Source organism: Spiroplasma attinicola (genome assembly GCF_023509825.1).
Classification (GTDB): domain Bacteria; phylum Bacillota_I; class Bacilli_A; order Mycoplasmatales; family VBWQ01; genus Spiroplasma_D; species Spiroplasma_D attinicola.
On sequence record NZ_JAKQXY010000002.1, the window covers coordinates 159,811 to 183,969 of the forward strand.

At 26.4% G+C, this 24,159-nt stretch carries 20 protein-coding genes, 4 tRNA genes and 1 riboswitch; of the genes, 12 read left to right on the forward strand and 12 right to left on the reverse strand.

Annotated elements, in window-relative coordinates; translation table 4 throughout:
• Nucleotides 1-118 precede the first annotated feature (118 nt).
• From tsaB to LT335_RS04660, 9 genes are all read left to right on the forward strand, one after another.
• The gene (tsaB, locus tag LT335_RS03770; RefSeq protein ID WP_249728765.1) at nt 119-691 is read left to right on the forward strand and encodes a tRNA (adenosine(37)-N6)-threonylcarbamoyltransferase complex dimerization subunit type 1 TsaB; all 573 of its coding nucleotides are present in this window, start codon (nt 119-121) and stop codon (nt 689-691) included.
• A gap of 57 nt (nt 692-748) precedes the next feature.
• Nucleotides 749-1,579: a MurR/RpiR family transcriptional regulator gene (locus LT335_RS03775; protein ID WP_249728766.1), complete on the forward strand. Its 831-nt coding sequence runs from the start codon at nt 749-751 to the stop codon at nt 1,577-1,579.
• Between the two features lie 64 nt (nt 1,580-1,643).
• Nucleotides 1,644-2,093, forward strand: coding sequence for a PTS sugar transporter subunit IIA (locus LT335_RS03780; RefSeq protein WP_249728767.1), 450 nt, complete (start codon nt 1,644-1,646; stop codon nt 2,091-2,093).
• A 170-nt stretch (nt 2,094-2,263) separates the two neighbouring features.
• Nucleotides 2,264-2,914, forward strand: coding sequence for a nitroreductase family protein (locus LT335_RS03785; protein WP_249728768.1), 651 nt, complete (start codon nt 2,264-2,266; stop codon nt 2,912-2,914).
• Nucleotides 2,915-3,017: 103 nt separating this feature from the next.
• A complete protein-coding gene (locus LT335_RS03790) occupies nt 3,018-3,833 on the forward strand; it encodes a Cof-type HAD-IIB family hydrolase (RefSeq protein ID WP_249728769.1) in 816 nt (271 codons plus the stop codon).
• A 156-nt stretch (nt 3,834-3,989) separates the two neighbouring features.
• Nucleotides 3,990-4,526 carry a helix-turn-helix domain-containing protein gene (locus LT335_RS04655; RefSeq protein WP_249728770.1) on the forward strand — a complete coding sequence of 179 codons (537 nt, stop codon included), beginning with the start codon at nt 3,990-3,992 and terminating at the stop codon, nt 4,524-4,526.
• A gap of 20 nt (nt 4,527-4,546) precedes the next feature.
• Entirely contained in the window at nt 4,547-5,599 is a 1,053-nt protein-coding gene (gene potA, locus LT335_RS03800; protein WP_249728771.1) for a spermidine/putrescine ABC transporter ATP-binding protein, read from the forward strand.
• Nucleotides 5,599-6,579 carry a spermidine/putrescine ABC transporter permease gene (gene potB / locus LT335_RS03805; RefSeq protein WP_249728772.1) on the forward strand — a complete coding sequence of 327 codons (981 nt, stop codon included), beginning with the start codon at nt 5,599-5,601 and terminating at the stop codon, nt 6,577-6,579. Before potA ends, potB begins: the two co-directional genes overlap by 1 nt.
• Before the next feature lie 19 nt (nt 6,580-6,598).
• Nucleotides 6,599-9,070 (forward strand): extracellular solute-binding protein, encoded by a 2,472-nt coding sequence (locus LT335_RS04660; RefSeq protein ID WP_249728773.1) that lies wholly within the window; start codon nt 6,599-6,601, stop codon nt 9,068-9,070.
• Nucleotides 9,071-9,118: 48 nt separating this feature from the next.
• Here the strand turns inward: LT335_RS04660 and LT335_RS03815 are convergent, their stop codons facing one another.
• Nucleotides 9,119-9,826, reverse strand: coding sequence for a sugar phosphate nucleotidyltransferase (locus tag LT335_RS03815; protein ID WP_249728774.1), 708 nt, complete (start codon nt 9,824-9,826; stop codon nt 9,119-9,121).
• A gap of 24 nt (nt 9,827-9,850) precedes the next feature.
• Nucleotides 9,851-12,289, reverse strand: coding sequence for a leucine--tRNA ligase (gene leuS / locus LT335_RS03820; RefSeq protein WP_249728775.1), 2,439 nt, complete (start codon nt 12,287-12,289; stop codon nt 9,851-9,853).
• Nucleotides 12,290-12,584: 295 nt separating this feature from the next.
• Here leuS and LT335_RS03825 point away from each other — a divergent pair, with 295 nt between their 5' ends.
• A complete protein-coding gene (locus LT335_RS03825) occupies nt 12,585-14,132 on the forward strand; it encodes a ligand-binding sensor domain-containing protein (RefSeq protein ID WP_249728776.1) in 1,548 nt (515 codons plus the stop codon).
• 167 nt (nt 14,133-14,299) lie between these two features.
• Here LT335_RS03825 and LT335_RS03830 read toward each other — a convergent pair whose 3' ends face one another.
• The gene (locus tag LT335_RS03830; protein WP_249728777.1) at nt 14,300-15,292 is read right to left on the reverse strand and encodes an energy-coupled thiamine transporter ThiT; all 993 of its coding nucleotides are present in this window, start codon (nt 15,290-15,292) and stop codon (nt 14,300-14,302) included.
• A gap of 34 nt (nt 15,293-15,326) precedes the next feature.
• Nucleotides 15,327-15,416: riboswitch (TPP riboswitch) on the reverse strand.
• Nucleotides 15,417-15,592: 176 nt separating this feature from the next.
• On the opposite strand from LT335_RS03830, the gene LT335_RS03835 reads away from it, so the two are divergent.
• Nucleotides 15,593-17,644, forward strand: coding sequence for a ligand-binding sensor domain-containing protein (locus LT335_RS03835; protein WP_249728778.1), 2,052 nt, complete (start codon nt 15,593-15,595; stop codon nt 17,642-17,644).
• Nucleotides 17,645-17,990: 346 nt separating this feature from the next.
• Entirely contained in the window at nt 17,991-18,776 is a 786-nt protein-coding gene (locus tag LT335_RS03840) for a hypothetical protein (RefSeq protein WP_249728779.1), read from the forward strand.
• A gap of 51 nt (nt 18,777-18,827) precedes the next feature.
• On the opposite strand, the gene LT335_RS03845 is transcribed toward LT335_RS03840, so the two are convergent.
• From LT335_RS03845 to LT335_RS03885, 9 genes are all read right to left on the reverse strand, one after another.
• Nucleotides 18,828-19,649: a Cof-type HAD-IIB family hydrolase gene (locus tag LT335_RS03845; protein ID WP_249728780.1), complete on the reverse strand. Its 822-nt coding sequence runs from the start codon at nt 19,647-19,649 to the stop codon at nt 18,828-18,830.
• 30 nt (nt 19,650-19,679) lie between these two features.
• Nucleotides 19,680-20,003: a thioredoxin gene (gene trxA / locus LT335_RS03850; RefSeq protein ID WP_249728781.1), complete on the reverse strand. Its 324-nt coding sequence runs from the start codon at nt 20,001-20,003 to the stop codon at nt 19,680-19,682.
• Nucleotides 20,004-20,063: 60 nt separating this feature from the next.
• Nucleotides 20,064-21,092 (reverse strand): fructose-bisphosphatase class II family protein, encoded by a 1,029-nt coding sequence (locus tag LT335_RS03855; RefSeq protein ID WP_249728782.1) that lies wholly within the window; start codon nt 21,090-21,092, stop codon nt 20,064-20,066.
• 171 nt (nt 21,093-21,263) lie between these two features.
• Nucleotides 21,264-21,348, reverse strand: a tRNA-Leu gene (locus LT335_RS03860).
• A 9-nt stretch (nt 21,349-21,357) separates the two neighbouring features.
• Nucleotides 21,358-21,434: transfer RNA gene (locus LT335_RS03865), tRNA-Lys, on the reverse strand.
• A gap of 46 nt (nt 21,435-21,480) precedes the next feature.
• A tRNA-Glu gene (locus tag LT335_RS03870) sits at nt 21,481-21,556 on the reverse strand.
• Nucleotides 21,557-21,581: 25 nt separating this feature from the next.
• Nucleotides 21,582-21,658, reverse strand: a tRNA-Asn gene (locus LT335_RS03875).
• Between the two features lie 98 nt (nt 21,659-21,756).
• A complete protein-coding gene (locus tag LT335_RS03880; RefSeq protein ID WP_249728783.1) occupies nt 21,757-22,617 on the reverse strand; it encodes a bifunctional 5,10-methylenetetrahydrofolate dehydrogenase/5,10-methenyltetrahydrofolate cyclohydrolase in 861 nt (286 codons plus the stop codon).
• A gap of 10 nt (nt 22,618-22,627) precedes the next feature.
• Complete coding sequence (locus tag LT335_RS03885) at nt 22,628-24,133, reverse strand: TrkH family potassium uptake protein (RefSeq protein ID WP_249728784.1); 1,506 nt, start codon at nt 24,131-24,133, stop codon at nt 22,628-22,630.
• Between the last annotated feature and the right edge of the window lie 26 nt (nt 24,134-24,159).

Below are 24,159 nucleotides of genomic sequence, written 5' to 3' on the forward strand. Positions count from 1 at the left end.
TACTAATTATATCTATGTTATTATACATACATAAAAAGATAAAAGTGAATATTTAAATCTTTATCTATATTACTTTTAAATAAAAACTTAGTATTTTTATTTAGGTGGAGGGAAATTAGTGTATAAATTATACTTGGATTGTTCGGGGTCAATTTTAACAACCATTGTTGCAAAAGACAATCAAGTTTTAGCAAGTTTTTCTGGTTCAGCAATTCAAAGGCAAACTGAATTAGCAGTAGAAACAATTAATAATTTATTAATTAAAGTGAAAATTTCACTAAAACAGATTGACCAGGTAATAGTTACAATTGGACCTGGCAGTTATACGGGGATACGAGTGGGAATTAGTTTTGTTAAAACATTAGCAGTTCTTAATCCAAAAGTTAAAATATTTACAATTAATACTTTATTATTACAAGCTGGATTAAAAAAGGTAGTTAGTGTTCTTACAGGTTACAATCAAAAAAGTTATTTAGCAGTTTACAACCAAGGCAAAGAAATAATTGCACCGCAATTAGTAACTGAAGTTGCTAAACAAGGAATTATTAATGATTTAAAAGGATTTGACTTACTAACAGACTTTAAAACAATTAATATTATTGATAATTTTTTGCTATTGACTTCAAAATTAAAGCAAATTAATAAACTTGAAGAATTAAAACCATTATATCTAAGTGATAGCTTTCATTAATTTATTTATCTAAATTAGTATGTTTTTATAATCTAAATTTAAAGGGAGCAAACAAATATGCAGATTAATGATAATTTTTGAGTACGAGTATCAAAAGAGCAAAATAACTTTACAAAAAAAGAAAAAATTATTATTGACTATATTAATAATAATAGTCAAAATATGAATAATTGTACTATTAGTGATTTATCAAAAGCAAACAATGTTGGTTATAGTGTCGTTTATAAATTAATTAAAAAATTAGGTTTTAATGGTTATCGCGATTTCATTATTAATATTGTTGCTCAAGAAACAACTTTTAAAGCACTAAACAATGAATTTTTTGGTTCTCGTAGGATTTTAAAAGAAACTTATCGCAAAGTATTAGATTTAAATGATGCAGCAATTGATTATAATAAATTAAGAGATTTTGTTATTTGATTAAATAACAATCGTCATCAATTAATTTATATTGCAGGAATTGGTCAGTCCGCTTTAGGAGCAAGAGATTTAACATTAAAACTTTATCGTTTTGGTTTTAAAGCAGTTTGTTTAAAACAAGATGATGAAAATTTGTTAATTCATAGTACTTTATTATCAAAAAATGAAATTTTAATTTTATTTTCATTATCAGGTAAGACTGAAGTAATTATTAAGGCAGCTGAATTGGCAAAAGCAAATGGTGCAACAGTTGTTGTTATTACTTCGCAAAATAAATCGTTGTTAAATAATTATTCTGATTGATTTTTTACAATTATTGCACTTGATTTAACTGATGAAAAAGATATTTTAATTTCACCATTATTTTCAATCACTTATTTTAATGATTTAATTACTAGTTATATTTTACAGTTACCAAATAAAGACTTATATTTAGCAAATTATCATAAGAGCAAGCAAAGTAATTAAAAAAACCACTTAAAAAAGTTTTTTTCCGTTATAATTTAAAGAGAAAAAATATAAGGAGAAAAATATGGAAAGTATAAAAATTATCGTGCCTGAACAAGTTATTTTTGATACTGATGCAAGTTCTCAAAAAGAAGTGTTTTCAAAAATTGCTGATCTTGCAAAGCAACTTAACTTTATTCATAAAGAAAAAAAATTAATTAAGGCATTTAAGAAAAGAGAGAAAGAAAGTACTACTGGGTTTGGTGATGGTTTTGCTATTCCTCATGCTCGTACTAAAGATATTCTTAAACCAGGAGTATTTTTTGTTAGATTAAATCAAGGTGTTGAATGAGACGCTCTTGATGGAAATCCAGTAAAGATTGTTATTGCTTTGATTGTACCAACTGATAAAGCTGCTGATACTCATTTAGACTTGTTATCAAAAATTGCTCAGAAAATTGTTAAACCTGACATTCAAAAAGTTTTAAGTGATTCAAAAGATCCAAAACAAGTTATTAAAGCATTGATTGGTTAATTTATAATTATTTTAATTATTATTTGTTAAAAACGTCTAGTTATTAGACGTTTTTGATTTAATAGTTTCTGTTTGGTAATTATCGTACTTTAAAGTGTGTACTTGTAAAAAAAATAGCAAATAACTAAAATAATAATATAATAAAATTACTCAAGGAGAAAATCAAAATTATGACTGTCAAAGAAGCAATTCAAAAACGAAAAACTACTAAAAGATATAAAGATGGAAAAGAAATTACCGAAGCACAAATTGCAACTTTAATTGATGCAGGACATTTAGCACCTAGTGCTAATAATTTACAAAACTCAAAAATTATTGTTGTTAAATCAGCAGCAGCACGCAAAGAATATGCTCAAGGCTTTGAAGGATTTAATCAATTAAATATTAATCAATCTCAAGCATTATTTATTTTAGTTGGAACACCATGAAAAATGGAAATGTTAAATAACGGACAAAGAATTTATGATGCTGATATTCATGCTTATGATGTTAGTGAAGCAAAAAAACGAGAATTCATTAATGGCATAATGACTTATTATGCAACATTTTCAGGTTATGCTGATAGTCTTGATATTTATTCGTCAGCAATTCAATTTTCATTTATGGTATTACAAGCAACAGAATTAGGATTTGATTCAACACCAATGTTAGGAATCAAAAAGAATGCTTTAGAAAAATTCTTATTAGATAAAGGTGATATAAAACAAGGCGAAAGAGTTAATATGGCTTTTACAATTGGTTATGCCGATTCTGATGCTCCTGAAAACAAAATGCATGGAAGAATTAGAGTTCCAAAAGAGCAAATCTATAAAATTGTTTAATTTAATCTAAATTAAAAAAATCTAAACTTTTATCTTTAGATTTTTTATTTATTTAAAATTAGTTATAATATTAAAAATGTTAATTTAGAATTCAGGAGCAAATATGATTGAAATAATTTTTACCGATCTTGATGGTACTTTATTAAATTCGTCAAGTAAGATTAGTAATAATAATCTTGCAGCCTGTATTAAAGCACAAGAACAAGGAATTCCTGTTGTTATTAATACTGGTAGATACGGTGAAAATGCAGTAGAGATGGCAAAAAAAATTAAGGCTGATCAATATCAAGGTTATGCAATTGGTAATGATGGTGCAGAAATTTGGTCATTTAAAGAAAATAAATGAATTTATTTATCACAACTAAACAGTGATGAAACTAATAAGTTAACAAAATGATTGCTTGAATATGATTCAGAATTACTTTTAAATTTTGGTTGTAGTGATGGTTTCTATGTTAATAATTTATCGCAAAGATGAGAACAATGATTAGCACAATTACAAATTAAAATCATTGAAATTAAAAATCTTGCTAAATTTGATAATATTGTTTCAAGAATTATGGTAGTTTTAAAAAATCCTTGAGATGATGAAAAAATTAAACAATTCATTAATAATTTTAACCAGCAATTTCCTAATTTAACAATTGTTCAATACCATCAAAATACTTTTTCAATTAGTCAAAAAAATACTAATAAAGGTTCAGCAATTATTTGATTATGTCATCGTTTAGGTTTTAATGTTAAAAAAGCAGTAGCTATTGGTGATAGTGCCAATGATTTGTCAATGTTAAAAGTCGTTGGTTATCCTGTAGTAATGACTAATGCTAATGAAAAATATAAAGGTCATGGTAAGCGAATTGCTCCCGATAATAATGATCATGGTGTTGCTGAAACAATTGAATATTATTTATCTAAATAAAAGCAACAAAGATAATAAATTTGTTGCTTTTTTATTAATTAAAAAATAGTATTTTTTGTTGCTTTTAATTTTTTTTCTGTATAATTCTAATTATTATAAAACTAATTGTTTAGAATTAGTAAACGAATTTACGAAAATAAAGGGAATAGATTAAAAATGAAAATTGGAAAAAAGTTAAAGAACTTAAGAGTTAAACATAATTTAACAATGCAAGAATTAGCAAATCGGTGTGATTTATCAAAAGGTTTTATTAGTCAATTAGAACATGATTTAGCATCGCCAAGTATTGAAACTTTAATTAGTATTTTAGAAGTTTATGATATTGACTTAGCTAATTTTTTCAATGAACAAGAACGAGAAACAAAATTTGTTTTTAAAAGTCATGAAGTGAGTATTTTGGATGAAGATAAATATCAAGTTAAATGATTAATTCCAAAAGCACAAAAATTGAAATTGGAACCAATTATTGTTACTTTAAAACCATTTGGCACCTCACAAATAATTAACCCTTTTCAAGGACAAATGTTTGGTTATGTTTTAAGTGGCAAGGTAATTGTTCACTATGGTAATCAAAGTAACAAAATTGATCAATCTGAAACATTTTATATTGAAGGCAATGCTAAACATTATTTAGAAAATCCAACTAATAAAGATACTGAAATTCTTTGAGTTTCTAATCCACCAATTTTTTAAGAAAATAAAGGAGAATTATTATGGCTAATAATATATTAGAATTACGAAATGTTGCAAAAGAATACGACGGAAAAATTGTTTTACGAGGAATTAGTTTAAATATTCACGAAGGTGAATTTATGACAATCCTTGGACCAAGTGGTTGTGGTAAAACAACTTTATTGCGTTTAATTGCTGGTTTTGAAAAACCAAGTAGTGGCCAAATTCTCTTTCAAGGAAAAGATTTAATTAAAATTCCGATTTATAAAAGACAAATTAATACTATTTTTCAAAGTTATGCCTTATTTCCTCACTTAAATGTTTTTGATAATATTGCTTATGGCTTAAAACTGAAAAAAATTAATAAAGATCGAATTAGAAAAGAAGTTTTAAAAGCTTTAAGTTTAGTAAAACTTGAGGGTATGGAAGATAAGGATATTAATGATTTATCTGGTGGTCAAAAACAAAGAGTAGCAGTGGCACGAGCATTAGTATTAAATCCAAAAATTTTACTATTAGATGAACCTTTTGCTGCTTTAGATTTAAAATTACGCCAACAAATGCAATTAGAATTAAAAAAAATTCAACGAGAAGTTGAAATTACTTTTATTTTCATTACTCATGATCAAGAAGAAGCCTTCACTATGTCTGATCGGGTTGTTGTTTTAAACAATGGTCAAATGCAACAAATTGGTAGTTCACAAGATATTTATAATGAACCAGAAAATAAATGAACAGCACAATTTGTTGGTAGTTCTAATGTAATTGAAAATGCAACTTTTTTAAAAGATAATTTAGTATTTTTTGATGGACAAAAGTTTAAATGCGTTGATCGTGGTTTTGGAACTAATGAAAAAAATATTGATCTTATTATTCGTCCTGAAGATATTGATTTAGGTAAACCAGATCATGGATTTTTTAATGGTATTGTTAGAAGTGTTATTTTCAAAGGCGTTGTTTGAGAAATTTCTGTCCGGGTTAATCGTAGAAAATGATTAATTCATACAACAGATTTTTTTGCTGTTGGCGATATTGTTAGTTTACGATGAAATGTTGAAGATATTCATGTTATGTGAAAGGAAATTGAAGAATAGTGAAAATTGATAAAAAAGTGAAAACTAGGGAAGTCAAAGTAATTACTAAAGACACTCCTAATAAAGCAATCATCAAGAAAAAGAAACCGAAGAAATACAAAAGACATAGTAAATTTATTCGCTGATTTAAAAAATTTAGAAGTAAAACTAAAAATAAATTGGTTAATTTTCGTTTTAAAACTTGAGCTAGTTTAAGTTATCCATACATTGTTTTGATGATTTTATTAATTGTCTTTCCGTTATTAATTGTTTTATTATATTCAATTGTTATTGCAACTAATAATGCTTTTATTTTTCATTTTACTTTTGAAAACTATGGTGCTTTCTTTAGTGAAAGTAGTTTTGTTATTGTACTACTAACTTCAATTACTTATGGCTTTTTTGCCGCTTTGATTGCTGCTTTTCTAGCATATCCTGTTGCTTATATTATGGCTTTTAAAGTTAGTAAACTAGTATCAAAAAATGTTTGAATTTTAGTAACATTACCAATTTGAATTAATATGCTCTTAAGAACAATTGGTTTATCAATTATCTTTTCCATTCTTGGCGATAATGTTTTAATTGGCACACCAATTGGAATTATTTTAGCAATGACTTATATGTTTTTACCATTTATGATTTTGCCAATTTATAATGCCTTAGAAAAAACTGATCATACTTTACTAGAAGCAAGCCAAGATTTAGGTGCTTCACCAATTAAAACTTTTTGAAAAGTAACTTTTCGTTTTTCTTTGCCTGGAGTTTTCTCTGGTTTTACTTTAACAATGTTAAGTGCTATGACTTCACTAGTTGTTGTTAAATATATTGGTGGTGGTAAAAGTATTTTAATTTCCAATATTATTGAATCTTATTTTTATCGTGGTTCTAACTTTTCACTTGGGGCAGCAATTTCCGTTATTTTAGGAATTATTGTTTTATTAATTATTTTACTTTTAAAATTATTAGGAAAATGAGCCACAGGTAAAAAAATATGAGCATAGTTAGAAAGGTATAGCAGCAATGAAAAAATTTCTTCGTAGTAGTTATTTAGCTTTCATCTTTATTCTTCTATATTTACCAATTGGTGTTTTAATGTTATTTTCTTTCAATAACGGGTCATCAGTTCGAAATTTTAGAGGTTGAGGATTTGAAGCTTATGCTGATTTATTTAAACAAGCAGCATTATGACAATCTTTTAGTGTCACTTTAATCGTTGCTTTAATTTCAACAATTATTGCTGTTATTATTGGAACTTTTGCTGCTTTAGGATTAAGTAGTACTAATAAATTAACTCGGAATATGACTTTAACAATTACTAATATTCCTTTGGTTAATGCTGACATTGTTACTGCTGTTTCATTAATGTTATTATTTATGGCTTTTGCTTTTAATTTTGGAATTATTACTTTGATTTTAGCTCATATTTCTTTTAATATTCCTTATGTTATTATTACAGTCTTACCAAAAGTTAAATCAATTAGTAAAGAACAAATTGAAGCAAGTCAAGATTTAGGTGCTTCTTCTTGATATACTTTAAGAAAAGTTGTTTTACCAACTTTAAAACCAGCAATTCTTGCTGGAGCAGCAATTGCTTTTGCTATGAGTTTTGATGACTTCATTATTTCTTACTTTACCGGTGGTAATACTGCCAATCTTTCAACTTATATTTATTCTTTAAAAAGAATTAAACCTTATATTAATGCTTTTTCAACTTTATTAATTGTTATTATTGCCTTAGTAATCATTGGTTGAAATGGTTATAAAATCATTAAAAAACAAGTTGCCATTCGAAATGAAAGAATTATTAATGAAACTTACCGTGATAAACGCATTAATCGTTTAGAAAAAAACTTAAATAAAAATTATTTAATATTAAATAATGTTAAAGAAATCAAAAGTACCAAAAGAAGAGCAAAAAAACAAATTTCATTCCGACCAATAACAGAACCTGAAGAATTTTATTATATTAATTTTTTTGAAAATAAAATTATCAAAAATAAAAATATTACTAAGAAAATTATTCATTTAGAAGCAAAATTAAATCAAGAACAAAATTGAGTCTATGATATTAAAAAGAAAATCACTCGTAAAAAGAAAATTAAAGAACGAGTTTCAAGAATTAGACGAGAAAAGTTTCATTTTTTACGCTGACCTTGAAAATTAATTTTTATTTCTGGTTTAGTTGTTGCTGTTTTCGCTGGCTCTCTTGCTTTTTATATTAATAGTAGTAGTTATGATTTATCAGTTGCCAATTGGGGTGAATATATTTCTCCAGAAATTCTAAAAGGATTTGAAAAAGAATACGGTGTTAAAGTAAATTACACAACTTATGAAGATAATGAAACATTATATGCAAAATTATCAACTACTAATTATGATGTTATGGTTCCAAGTGATTATATGGCAGCACAATTAGCTAGTGAAGATCGTTTAGAACTATTAGATAAAGCTAGCATATTAAAAGATTTAGGACTTAATAGTACTTTAGAAGCAATGTTACAAGATTATCAATTTACGATGCTTAATGGTACTGAAAAAGGTACTATTAGAAATTTAAATCAATATGCTGTGCCTTATTTCTGAGGTGATTTAGTTTTAGTTTTTAATACCGTTGCCAATCCGAATTTATTAACAGACTTAGGAATTACTAATCTTAATCAAACTAATTGAGATATTTTGCAAAAAGCAGTTAATTTAAATAAAAAAATTGTTTTAAATAGTGATATGCATAATCTCTTTATGTTAGGTTTAGTCACTTTACATTATCAAAATCAATGAGGCGAAAATAATGGTACTGGTCAATATAATCAGCAAGGTAACACTTTTGGTCATGATACTCCAGAAAAATATGTTAATGCTCATAGTAATAAAGAAATTGATGATGTTGCTAAATGACTAGAACCAATTATTCGTAATTCTAATACAAAAATTCAAAGTGATGAAATCATTGATACTGTTGCTGTTTCACAAGGATGAGATATTGCTTATATGTATAATGGTGATTTATTAGCAGCAATTAGAGAAGATTTTAATCATACTAATTACCAAATTGCTCGGCCATTTCAAGGCATTAATATGTGAAATGATGACTTAGTAATTAGTAAAAAAAGTAAACACAAAGCTTTAGCTTATAATTTTATTAAATATATTATGAAGCCAAAAGTTCAAGTTGCTTTAAGTACAGAGTTTGGTTATACTTCACCAGTTCAATCAGCAATTGATGAAGTAAGTCAACTTAATCCAAATACAATTTGGGCAGATACTTACAATCCTGGTCAAGGTCAAATTGCGCCACCAGATAATTCAGATGCTACTGCAGGATATTATAATGGTTTATATACTCGTACTTTTGATCCTTATATGCAAGATCAATATAATAAACTATTGGCAGGACAAGGTAAAAGTAGTAGTCTTACTAGTTTAATTGTTCAATTAGCTTTTGTTTTAGTTGTTATTATTGGTTTTGTTGTTGTGATGATTTTCATTCGTTAAATATTAATCAATATAAAAAAGAGCAAATGAATTTAATTTGCTCTTTTATTATGAATTAAAATCGGTTTTAATTCGTTCTAAATCAGTTTTATCATCTAAATCTCAGAAATTATGATAATCAATTAAATAAGGTTTTAATAAAATTTGATCTTTAATACTACGATTAATCAAATATTTACCAATCATTGTTGTTTTTAAAACTTCTAATTCATCAGAATTAGTTAAATGATTAACAATTTTCTCTGCTCATTGCTGTGTAATATGCACTCATTCACTAGCTAATAAATAGTCAAAATTATTACTTTCAATAATATCAATAATATTACCTTTAATATTTAATTGATAACTTCAGTCTTTTTTATCTGATGTTCTTTCCATTGCAGCCATAACATTATCATTAATATCATCGGTAAAACAATTACTTTTCATCACAAAATCACCAGAAATTAAAAACAAATCATGATTAAAAATTTCTTTTGGTAATAATGTTAAAGCAAAAGCACTTTGATCTTGTAAATAATTTTCATTATAAATGATTTTTAAATTATCATATTTATCTTGTAAGTATAAAAAGTTTTCGTGTTTATAACCGGTAATAACAATAATTTCTTGTAAATTTTTTAATTGCAATAAATTATTAATTAAATGTTCAATTAATGGTGTGCCATCAATTTTAATTAAAGATTTATGAGTTTTTTTTGTTAAAGAATGTAATCTTTTGCCTTGTCCAGCAGCAAAAATAACTGCAACTTTCATGTTTTTTATCTTTTCTCCAATAGTTTACTTGATAACAAAATTGACAATTTTATTAACAACACAAATTTTCTTAATTATTTTTTTATTTGCTAAAATATTTTTGACTTTTTCGTTTTTTTCAACAATTTTTAAAGTTTCTTCACTTGTTAAGTTATTATCTACTGTCAAAATTAATTTTGTTTTACCATTAATTTGAACTGCAAGATTAACTTGTTCAGTAATTAAAGCTTTTTTATCATATTTTGGTCAATCACTATTACTAATACTATTTTTATTACCTAATAAAAATCATAATTCTTCACTCAAATGTGGAGCAAAAGGATTTAACAATTTTAAAAAATTGGTCAAATATTCATGATAAATTTTTGTTGCTTTATAGCAATGATTAATAAAAATCATTAATTGCGAAATTGCCGTATTAAAATCTAAATTAGCAATATCACTCGTTACTTTAGCAACAGTTTGATGATAAATATAATCAAGAATATGATCATTTTCTTTAATAACTTTTATTTGATAATCTTTATCAGTATATAAACGATAGATTCGTGTTAAAAATTTATGAATTCCAACTAAACCATTTTCTTGTCAAGGTAATGAAGCAGTAATTGGTCCCATAAACATTTCATAAACTCTTAAAGTATCAGCCCCATATTGGTTAATAATCACATCAGGATTGATAACATTACCTCTTGATTTTGACATTTTTTCATTATTTGGTCCCAAAATCATACCTTGATTAACTAATTTTGCAAATGGTTCTGGCTTAGGCACTAACTTTAAATCATATAATACTAAGTGTCAAAAACGAGCATATAACAAATGTAATACTGCATGCTCTTGGCCACCAATATATAAATCAACTGGTAATCAATATTTAAAACGCTTTTTAGCAATAGCACTATCAAAATCATAATAATCGCCCTGATTATTTTTTAATAGATAAGCTAAATAATATCAACAACTACCAGCTCATTGTGGCATTGTATTAATTTCTCTTCGACCTTTAACACCATCTTTTCTTGTTACTTGTAATCACGATTGATTAGCATTAGCAAGTGGTGCTAAACCAGTTTTTGAAGGTTTAATATTATCAATTTTTGGTAATATTAATGGTAGTTCTTTTTCATCTAAAGTAGTAATAGTATTATCGTCTCAATAAATAATTGGAAATGGTTCGCCTCAATAGCGTTGACGCGAAAATAATCAGTCTCGTAATTTATAATTAGTTTTTGGTTGCGCAATATTTAGTTTTTCTAATTTTTCTAAGACAATTTGTTTAGCATTTGCTTCACTTTTTTTATTAAGAAAGTCAGAATTAATATATACTTTTGCTCCAATAAATGCTTTTGTATGATCTTTTGTTGCAAAAATTCATGGAATGGGTAATTTATGATTTTTTGCAAAAAGAAAATCTCTTTGATCACCACAAGGAACAGCCATAATTGCTCCAGTACCATAACTATTTAAAACATAATCACCAATTCAAATTGGAATTTGTGCTTTAGTTAAAGGATGAATTGCATAACTACCGGTAAAGATACCAGTTTTTAAAGTGTTATCTTCTTGTCGCATTAAGTTAGTTTTACTTTTTGTCTCAAGAATATACTTTTGGCCAGCATCTCAATATACTTCTGTTAACAAATGTGGCACTAAATAATGTTCGGGACTAATAACAAGAAAACTAACACCAAAAATTGTATCAATTTGTGATGTAAAAACTTTAATCGTTTGACTTTGATTTGCCACTTGAAAATTAACAACAGCACCTTCACGCTTGCCAATTCAGTTTCTTTGTAATTCTTTCACTGAATTTGGTCAGTCAAGATTATCTAAACCTTGTAATAACTTTTCAGCATAGTGAGTAATTTTTAATACTCATTGTCGCATTGGTTTTTTAATTACAGGATGGTGACCTCGTTCGGAAACCATCTTGCCATTAAGATTTAATACTTCTTCATTTGCTAATACTGTTCCTAATTCAGGAGCAAAATTTACTTCAACATCTTCTAAACTAGCTAAACCTTGTTGGTATAACTTAATAAAAATTCATTGCGTTCAGCGATAATATTCAGGATCAGTTGTATTAACTTCTTTAGTATAATCAAAAGAAAAACCAATTTTCTTTAATTGTTTACGAAAATTATCAATGTTTTGTTTAGTAAAAGTAGCTGGATTATTACCAGTTTTTAAAGCATATTGTTCTGCTGGTAAACCAAAAGCATCTCAACCAATTGGATGTAATACTTGATAACCTTGCATCATTTTAGTTCGAGCAATAATATCAGTTGCACAATAACCCTTGGGATGACCAACATGTAAACCATCACCCGATGGATATGGAAACATATCTAATAAGTAAGTTTTTGGCTTGTGATGATTATCAAGATTAGTAATAAAAGTCTTTTTATCTTCTCAATATTTTTGTCACTTTTTTTCAATGTCTTTATAGGGATAACTCATTATTACTCCTTAGTTATTTCTATAAAAATCATATCATAAATTATTTTTTTTGGTTTTAAATAAAAAGTAATTTTTACTAAAATTGAAGAATAAGAATAAATTGGTAAAATTTTTAAATTTCCTAAAAAGAGTGTTGAAATGATAAAATTTTCTGATATAATTAAATTATGAATTAACAAATTTAATAATTAATTAAAAGTTCTCAATTTGAACTTTTTTTAATGAAAAACAAATACTTTGTTAATTAAATAAAATTTAAAAATTATTAACCTAATTAGAGGTATGTATTAAAATTATGAAAAAAAATATTACAGAACAAAAAAAGAAAAAACTATACAAAAATTGAAAACTTTACGCTACGGCATTAGCAATCATCTTAATTGGTGCTGCTACAGGATTAGGAATTTATTTTGGAACTGCCAATCACTCTGAGATATCTAAAACAGTTTTAAATGATCTTAACACAGAAGCCATTACTGGTAGTGAAAATATGTCAGAAGCAGATGCATTTAATGCTTTTTTAGATAATAATAAAAATAAAAATCTTACTGATTTAAGAGATAGTGTTGATTTAACATTTATTAAACCAACTTATACAAGTACAGGTTTATTAACTATTACTGCTAAAACAAATAGTAAATACACAGGAAGCATTGAAGTAACTATTACTCATCTTGAAATAACTAGTCAAGAAATTGTTACAGCAATTAATCAAATTCAATATACAGAAAAAGTTAATTTTAAAAGTTCAATTGCTGAATTAAAAGCAACAATCGTAACTGAATTTATTGACACAAAATTAACTGGTGAAATTAAAAAAGCATACAAAGCAGATAACTTTACTTTAAATGACATTTTTAATGAAGATAATACCGGATTAACAAATGAAAATTTTGAACATGTTGGAACTATTAATGCAAAAATTAATTACAATTACGATAATATTACAAATCAAACAACAAACTTAACAATTACAGTTGCTGAAGCTGAAATTAATGATAAATTTGAATTAAACGATGGTAATATAAATACTTTAATCCAAGCTTCAAATGATAAATTATATCTTGGAACAACTAATGGCAATGTTTGAGAAATTAATTTAAGCGATAATAAAGCTAATAAAAAATTTGAATTGAATGATGGTAATGTAAATACTTTAATCCAAGCTTCAAATGGTAAGTTGTATGCGGGAACAATTAAAAATGATGTTTGAGAAATTGATTTAGAAAATGATTCTACAGTATTAAAATTTAAAGACTATGGTGATAATTATGATACTACAGTATTAATTGAAGGAAACAATGGTAAGTTGTATGCTGGAACTGGGATTGGTAATGTTTATGAACTTGACTTAGAAACAAATCAAATCTATAAATATCGTCTTGAAGATTGAGGCAATGTAAACGGTTTACTTCAATCTGAAAATGGTAAGTTGTATGCTGGAACAACTGAAGGAAAAATATGAGAAATTGATTTAGAAACTCAAACAAATAAAATCCTAGTTGATAATGGCAGAGATAATGCTATTTTAGATATGAAAGAAATTGAAGCTAATAAACTAGTTTTAACATCAAAAGATAAAGTTTATCAGTTTGATCTAAATACTAATGAACTATCAGAAATAATTAATTTAGAAGATGGAGAAATATTCGCTTTAGTTGAAGGTTCAAATAAAGAATTATATGTTTCAACAGTAAATGGTAATATTTATGAACTTGACTTAGTAAAACATGAAATAAAAAATAAGTATGAAATAAATACTTCAGTATATTCATTAATAATTATTGACAAAAAGATTTATGCTGGTACAAAAACTAGTGTTTGAGAATTAGCTATTGTCTAAACTTTATTAATCAATTTAATTACTTATAAAAATAGTGATAATGAGAAATTCATATATCACTATTTTTTATTTTTTCAAAAATCGATCTGAAGCAAATTTTAAGTGCTTTAAGCAAGCATTTTCCTGACACTTACAATCTAATAACTACAGAGTAGTTTTTAATTAATTTACAAATAATATCTCTTTAAACTACGATAAAGAATTGGAGTTAATAGTTGAATGACTGGATAAGTAAAAAGAAAAATATTAATAAAGTTATAAATTAAAGCATATCAAATCGCACTATAACCAGTTCAAATATTATTAGGAAAAAATGTTGTTCATAAAAAATAACCTGATAAAAATTGACAAAAATATATTAATAATAAAACTAAAAAACAATGATAAAAATAAGTAAGATAAGTAAAAAGAGATTTTTTACCATTAAAAGGAGAAGGAAAAAAAGCAACAATCGCTGGGATAGTCATCGGTAAAAAGTAATCTAAAATAAAACTTCAAGGACTAATAATATTACTTGCTGGAATAAATAATAATGTCATTAAAGCGCTAATAAAACCAGTTAATCAGCCATGTAAAAATGAAATTAAAAAACTAATTAAAATTAAAGGTAGATATTTAATTCCTAAACCACCACCAAAAGGTAAATGTGGTAATAAATTTTCTTCAATAAAACTAAAAATAATTGTTAAAGCACAAAAAAAAGCAATCAAAACATAATCAATCGTTAATCACTTTTTAATTCCTAGATTTCTTTTAAAATTAGCAAAATAATTTTTTGCTTTCAAAGTAAAATTTTTATTTTGATAGCAGTTGTTAATTACAAATCAACTACCATAAAAATTCAATGTTGAAAATACTAACAATAAACTAAGAAAAAAATTATCATTAATTGCTAAAATTCAATCCTTTTGAAAACTAATCATTGTTCATAAACTAGCAATAATGATAATTAAAGTTAGAATTAATAATAAAAAAATTTTTAAAGCAAAAAATGTTCAATTATTACTAGTTTGATTAATATTAAAAATATTATTTAGTGTTTGATTATTAATAATGGTTACTGTAAAAAATAAACTTGTAAAAAGTATTATATTAAAAATACTAGTAATTTTTAATCAAAGATATTTTTGATTAGAATTTGTAATAATTTCTTTAGTCATTAAAAACTCCTTTATTTTTAAAATGCTAAAGAAGTCTAAAACTAATTAAGACTTCCTCCGTTAGGATTAACTAAATCAGGTTCTAAGGGTATTTCTCAAGCACTTGCTACCCCTGCTTAATCAAAATAAATTGAATTTATTTAATTTTAAATTTATTTTAACAAAGAAAAGTTAATTAGATAACAATTAATTAATTTAAAAAAACGAAAAATCTTCAAAAAATATGCTTTGCCCCCCCCCCCGTGATAAAATATGGTAGAAAATTAAAGCAAATATTAAACAATTGACAGGGAGAAAAACATGGCTGAAAATTTATTAAAAAATGAATTTATGTGAGAAGAACAACAAAAAAAGAAAAAACTATATAAAAATTGAAAACTTTATGCTGTAGCATTGGGAATTATCGTAATTGGATTAGGTGTTGGTTTAGGAGTAGGATTAAGTACTTCTCATAATCAACAAACAACTCCAATAAACTTAAACACTCTTAATAATGTTATTTCAGGTAGAGAAGACATGACAGAAGAAGATGTATTTCAAGCATTTGTATCTAATTCAAAAATTACTTTAAAACAAGATAATGTTGAAATTAGTAACTTTACAAAACCAACTTATACAAATGATGGTGCATTAACTATTACTGTAAAAGAAAATAGTAAAAAATATACAGGAAGTATTACATTAACTATTAGTGCAATCGGACAAAAAAATTTAAGTACTCTTGATCTTAAGTTTCCAACAATTCCTGGTACAGAAAATATGAACATAGAAAGTGTATTTGGAATATTTACTTACTATAATCCAACAATTGCAAAATATGTTGAAGCTGGAACATTTACGAAACCAACTTATACAACTGATGGTTCATTAATTATTAATGCCATTAAAGATAGCAAATATACTGGCAATGTCACAGTTAAAATTAATGCCATTGGACAAACAAAACTAAGTGATTTAGAACTTAACATAAATCTTACAGGAACAGAAGCAATCCAAAATGATGAAACAGGTAACATAGCATTTAATGCTTTTTTAGACGCAAATTCAACTATTAGCGACTTAAAAGATAACCTTGAAATTGGAACATTCGTAGCACCAACTGAAACAACTGATGGTTCATTAATTATTAATGCTATAACAAATAGTAAATACACAGGAAGCATTGAAGTAACTATTACTCATCTTGAAATAACTAGTCAAGAAATTGTTACAGCAATTAATCAAATTCAATATACAGAAAAAGTTAATTTTAAAAGTTCAATTGCTGAATTAAAAGCAACAATCGTAACTGAATTTATTGACACAAAATTAACTGGTGAAATTAAAAAAGCATACAAAGCAGATAACTTTACTTTAAATGGCATTTTTAATGAAGATAATACCGGATTAACAAATGAAAATTTTGAACATGTTGGAACTATTAATGCAAAAATTAATTACAATTACGATAATATTACAAATCAAACAACAAACTTAACAATTACAGTTGCTGAAGCTGAAATTAATGATAAATTTGAGTTAAACGATGGTAATGTAAATAGTTTAATTCAAGCTTCAAATGATAAATTATATCTTGGAACAACTAATGGCAATGTTTGAGAAATTAATTTAAGCGATAATAAAACTAATAAAAAATTTGAATTGAATGATGGTAATGTAAATACTTTAATCCAAGCTTCAAATGGTAAGTTGTATGCGGGAACAACTAATAACGATGTTTGAGAAATTGATTTAGAAAGTGATTCTACAGTATTAAAATTTAAAGACTATGGTGATAATTATGATACTACAGTATTAATTGAAGGAAACAATGGTAAGTTGTATGCTGGAACTGGGATTGGTAATGTTTATGAACTTAACTTAGAAACAAATCAAACCTATAAATATCGTCTTGCAGATTGGGGCAATGTAAATGGTTTACTTCAATCTGAAAATGGTAAGTTATATGCTGGAACAACTGAAGGAAAAATATGAGAAATTGATTTAGAAACTCAAACAAACAAAAACCTATTTGATAATGGCACAGATAATGCTATTTTAGATATGAAAGAAATTGAAGCTAATAAACTAGTTTTAACATCAAAAGATAAAGTTTATCAGTTTGATCTAAATACTAATGAACTATCAGAAATAATTAATTTAGAAGATGGAGAAATATTCGCTTTAGTTGAAGGTTCAAATAAAGAATTATATGTTTCAACAGTAAATGGTAATATTTATGAACTTGACTTAGTAAAACATGAAATAAAAAATAAGTATGAAATAAATACTTCAGTATATTCATTAATAATTATTGACAAAAAGATTTATGCTGGTACAAAAACTAGTGTTTGAGAATTAGCTATTGTCTAAATTTTATTAATCAAGGATTAACAAAAAAAATTACTAAAGATTTTATTTAAAAATAACTAACACCAAGATTAATTATATAACTATGGTTCAATGACAAAAAAGAAACCAATCTAACAGTTAATGTTAATCAATATAAATTACAAGATATATTAAAAAATCTCCAATTTAGAAATAGTGCAACAATTCAAAAGTCAAAAAATCACTGCTGATATAAATCTATTTTTAGAATTTTTATTATGAGTTAAAACATATCAAGTAATTTAAAAGCAAAATAGTAGAAAAAAATTATATTTGTGTTATATTACTTAATGAAAAATGTTAAACAATTGATAAGGAGAAAAAGACTATGTCAGATATAAAAAATGAAGTGCTTTTAGAAGCAGAGCAAACAACGAAAAAAGTATCTAAAAACTGAAAAATTTATGCTAGTGTCTTAGGAATTATGGTAATTGGCGCAGGAACAGGTTTAGGGGTTTATTATGGGGTTAATGCAAACCATCATTCATTAAATAAAATAAATTTAAGTAAGCTTAACCTTGACATTGTAATTTCAAAAGCAGGTATTACAAATGCTAATCAAGCATTTGAAGCATTTTTAAAAGCAAATACCAATTTATCAAATTTAAATAATTATCTTCAGTATGACTTTAGTTCGTTTATTGCTCCAACTGAAACAACTAATGGTTCTTTAACAATTAATGCTAAAGCAGATGGTAAATATACTGGTACTATTACAGTAAGTTTTGTTAATATTATTGATGAAAATAATTTTGAAAGTATTGTCTGAGATTTATCAAAAAAAGAAATTTTAATTTTACAAATTCCATCAGGAACAACTAAAGGCGACGGAACTGATAAAAGTACTTATGCTCAAGCATTAAAAAAATCTTTTATTAAACTTGTTACTACTTTAGGTTATAAATTAAAATTAAAAGATATTGTTATTGACAAACAATGAATGGGTAATAATGGTGAAGCTCCAAATGATGAACAATTAGCAAGTGATTACTATGATTGACATACAACCAACGGCATAACTATTGAAGGTTATGTTGTAACAAATAATGATCAACAAATAAGAATAGCATTTTCTAAACTTCAATGTGAAATCATTATTGGAGAGAAAAAATAAAATAAAATAAAAAAAATGAACAGTTTTAAATGTTCATTTTTTTTAATTCTTTTAACTAGAAAAGACATATTTTTCAATTGCTTGAGCAACACCAGCTTTTTTATTTGTTTTGCTTGTAACTTCATAAGCAACTGTTTTTAATTCTGGATTAGCATTTTTCATAGCAATGCCATACTTAACTCACTGAAGCATTTTATAATCATTCATACTATCACCACAAGCAAGAATTTCTTCAGGTTTAATATTTCATTTTTCAGCAAGAAATTTTAAACCATTAGCTTTATTAATTCCCACCGGAGTAACTTCAATTAATAAATGTGATGATGATGCTACTTCTAAATCTTGATACTTTGCCATTTTTTTTAACATTTCTGCTAATTGTTTTTTACTTTTACAAAAAAATAAAACTTTATAAAAAGAAACAATTTGATTTTCAGATATTTTTTTGACTTTTAATTTTTGAAAATGTTCTAAAATATATCCTCTAAGAGAGTAGCGATCAACATAAGCTGTTTTATTGTCGGTACCATAAGCTCAAAATCTTAAATTATTTTTTCTGGCAAATTCTAATATTACTTTTGTTTGACTTGGTAATAAAACTGATTCAAATAATAATTTTTGTTTATCATCAATAAAATCAATAATATTACCACCATTATAACAAATGACTTGACCTGGTGTTTTTGGATTTATTAAACATTTTTTTGCATGTTTAATTGTTGAAAGTGGAGCACGACCAGTAGCAATAACAATTTTAATCTCTGGTTTTTCTTGATATACACGATGAACCATTGCCAAATTTTTTGGATGAATCTTTCTTTTTGATTTTAATAAAGTTCCATCTAAATCAAGTGCAATTAATTTAATTGCCATATAATAAACTCCTTAATTTTTAGTTTTGATTTATTTTTTTAAATTGTTTAAATGACTTAATAAAGTTGGTTTTGGAACAAATCCAAAAGTTTTAGTAGCTTCTTGATCATCTTTAAAATAAATTAAAGTTGGAATTGAACTAATTTTAAATTTATCTTTTAGTTCTTCACTATGATCAACATTAATTTTAATAAATGTTACATCATCTACTTCTTTTGATAAGTCCTCAAAAATTGGTGCTAAAGCTTTACATGGTGGACATCAGTCAGCATAAAAATCAACAATAGCATATTTGTTTGCTTTAAGAATTTTATTTAATTCTTCAACTTTATTAACTGTAATAATTTTACTCATTTGTTTCTCCTTATTAGTTTTCTCTGATATTAATTTTACACTATATCTAAAATCTTATACTTATTTTTGTTTATGATAATCTCTCTGATAATTATCAATGACAGTTTTAATCTCTGGTCGTAATTTTTTAATTTGTTCAATACTATATGTTACTTGCATATTACGATAAATACCATGTGATGAAAAAAAACTATTAAGATTATAAATTCCATGTTGGTATTTAATTGGTTTTAAACTACCACCAGCTGTTAAACCAGTTGCAATGAAGCGTACTTCTTTATCTTTAATTAAATCATTACTTGTTAAGGATTGATTGTAATGTAAATGATATTTTGCTAATGCTTTAGTTTCAATTGTCATTCTTGTTTGAGTTTCAGGTTCATTTGGTCAAATTTCATCATAAGCAAGCAATCGTGATTCCATATTTCCTGAACAACTAATTGCTAAAGCAGCCATTAAAAGACCTTCAGGTGCACCACCAATGCCATAAACAAAATCTGCTTCACGATTAACAACATCAATTGCTGCTAAAACATCACCATCACCTATTAATCGAACAATTACTCCTGATTTTCGTAATAAATTAATTGCTGTTTCATTCCTTGGTTTATCTAAAACAATTGCAATCAAATCACGATAAGACTTTTCTTTTTGCATTTGTTTAATATTTCAGTCTAATCCTTTGCTTAAATCAATTACATCTGCTAAATCTTGATTAACAAATAGTTTTTCCATATACATTTCTGGTAAAGGCAAAATTGTCCCTGGTTTAGCAGCTGCTAAACAAGCAATACTACCGGCAATATTATAGGCTGCTGGATAAGTTCCTTCGACAGGATCAACAGCAAGATCAAATGTTTCTTTAACAGATTTATTTCCTAACTTTTGTCCAACATATAACATTGGTGCTTGATCTAATTCACCTTCACCAATCACTACTGTTGTTCTCATTGGCGCAGAATTTAACATTATTTGTAATGCTTCCACTGCTGCTAAATCAACAGCATTTTTGTCTTTACTGCCAATATATTTATAAGCTGCAATTGCTGCCATTTCTACTGCTCTAATTAGATGCATATCTTTATTCATTAATTCATAGTCCTTATATTTTATCTATAATAATTATAAACTTTTTTAGAGTAAAAGGAAAGAGTGAAAAAATTGCCATAAGTCACTCGACCCACCTCATTAAAAATATCCTAATATATTATAAAACTATTTTTTAATAAAAAAACTTAGACTAAATCTAAGTTTATCAAATGGTGCGGGACAAGGGACTCGAACCCTCACGCCGTGAAGCGCCAGATCCTAAGTCTGGTGCGTCTACCAATTCCGCCAATCCCGCATGTGTCAATGGTGCCCCGTATAGGACTCGAACCTATAACCCCCAGATTAAGAGTCTGATGCTCTAACCAATTGAGCTAACGAGGCAAAAAATTAAAAAACAAGTATTAATACTTGATTGTTAATAACTATATGGTGACTCGGACGGGATTCGAACCCGCGCGTATCGGATAGAAAGTCCGACGTGTTAACCGCTTCACCACCGAGCCGTAGTGAAAAAAATCTATTAATTAATGGCGCCTGCTGTAGGATTTGAACCTACGACCTCTCGGTTAACAGCCGAACGCTCTAACCAACTGAGCTAAGCAGGCATTTATTAAACCTTATTTATTATAAAAGTATTTGTTAAAATTTTCAATAAGTATTTAAAAATAATCATTAAATATTTATTAATAAATTAAAAGTCTTATTAACTAGTAATAAGACTTTTTTGATGATATAAAATCATTAAATTTTCTAATAACATCGCAATTGTCATTGGTCCAACACCACCAGGAACAGGAGTGATTGCTTTAGTTTTAGCTTTCATTGCTTGGAAATCAACATCACCAACAAGTTTTTGATTTTTATTAGTATTAATTGCAACATCAATAATAACAACACCTTCTTTAACCATTTTGGCATCAAAAAGATCATGAACGCCAGCAGCACTAACAATAATATCAGCAGTTTTTAAATATAATGATAAATCATTTGTCATTTTATTAGCGATAGTAACAGTTGCTCCAAGATTAGATAATAACATCGCTAATGGTTTACCAACAATATTACTATTATTAACAATCACAATATCTTTACTACGAACTGATAAATTATAAGCATCTAATAAAGCAATAATCCCCTTGACAGTACAAGGAACAATTGCATTATTATTACCTTGTAATAATTTTCCAGCATTAATACTAGTCAAACCATCAACATCTTTGTTTACAGCAATCTTATTTAAAATTGTAAATTCATTTAAATGTTTTGCTAGTGGTAATTGTACTAATATACCATCAATTGTTGAATTTTGATTTAACTTTTCAATCGTTTCAATAACTTCTGCTTGACTAATTGTTTCAGCAAAGTTAATTACTTGACCTTTAATACCACACTCTTCACATGCTTTAATTTTATTTTTTACATAAATATGTGAAGCATAATCATCACCAACAATAATAACTACTAATTGTGGTACTCGTTTTTTTGCTTTAATTAATTGATTAACATTATTTTTAACATTTATTTTAATTTTTTGACTAATTTTTTTTCCATCAAGAAGAATCATAAAGCACCTACTATCCAATTAATATATCTTCTGCAACTCTTTTAACAGTAACCTTTCGCTTACGATCACTTCAAGCTAATAATGTCGTTGATACACCTAATTGTCCTGCAAACATTGAAACAATTAAAAAGAGCTTGCTAACAACACCTAACCGAGCATTATCAAATAACGTTAATCCTGTCGTTCCAAAAGCACTAGCCGCATCATAAAATGCCTGGAGAAAACCAATATCTTCATTACGATTCATAATAACATTTTCAAATAAAATTACTAATGTGATAAAGAACATCATAAAAGTACCAAGAAAAGCAACAGCAAAAGCCATTTTTACTTTTTGTGAAGGAATCTTCCGCTTGAACATATTAACACTATCACGACCACGAGCAAGACTAAAAATTGAAACAATAATAATTGCTAAGGTTGTTGTTCTAATCCCCCCAACAGTTGAAGCAGGTGAACCACCAATTCACATCATAATTGCTTGAACAGTTTGTGAAGTAGAATGGAAACGATTTAAATCAATTGTATAAAATCCAGAACTTCTCGTTGACATCGTATTAAAGATAATTGCCATCATTGCTCGGCCATTACTCATATTGCCTCAAATTGACTCTGAATCTTTGGGTGAAACAAGTTCAACTAAGATAACAGAACCTAAACCAAGCAAAGCAACAATGAAATATGTTGCAACAGTTACTTTAGTAAATAAACTAAAACGAAATCTTTTATGATGTACTTTTGCTTTAAAATAACTATATATATCATAAAAAACTGGAAAACCAATCCCTCCAATTACTAATTGAATCATAAATACTCATTGGACAAAATAATCACCTTGAAATGGAATTAAAGAATTACGACCAATAATATCAAAACCAGCATTATTAACACCAGAAATTGAATGGAAAACGCCAGCTCATAATGACAATCAAAAATTACCATGATAAACCATAGTACCATTAACACCATAATGAACTTCACTATTACGAACAAAGAAAAAATGTAATGTTAAAGCAATAGTGCCAAGAAATTCAGTAATTGTCATGACAAGGATTCCAAATTTTAAAACATCAATGTTATTACCTAATTTTGGTGCTCCTCTTTCCCCTTGAATTAATAATCGTTCTTTCAAGTTAGAATTACGAGTAATATTAAATAAAGACAATAAAAACAGTTTAACAGTAATTAAACCAATTCCACCAAATTTAATTAATAATAAAATTACTAACTGTCCAAAAAAAGTAAAATCATTAGCAGTACTTTTAACATTTAAACCAGTATCAGAAAAAGCACTAGATGCAGTAAATAATGCTTGGAGAAAATTTCAATGACCTTTTACCGTTGCTCAAGGACTCATTAGTAAAATTGTTGCTACTAATAAAGTATAAAGATATAAATTAAACAATTGTCGAGGTCTAGTTTTACCAACAAAAACAATTTTAAAGAAACTTTTTATTGCTAAAAAAAACTTTTTTCAACTATAATCACGAAATAAATTTTTCGAGCTTTTAGACATTAAAAACTCCATTTCAAACATTTTAG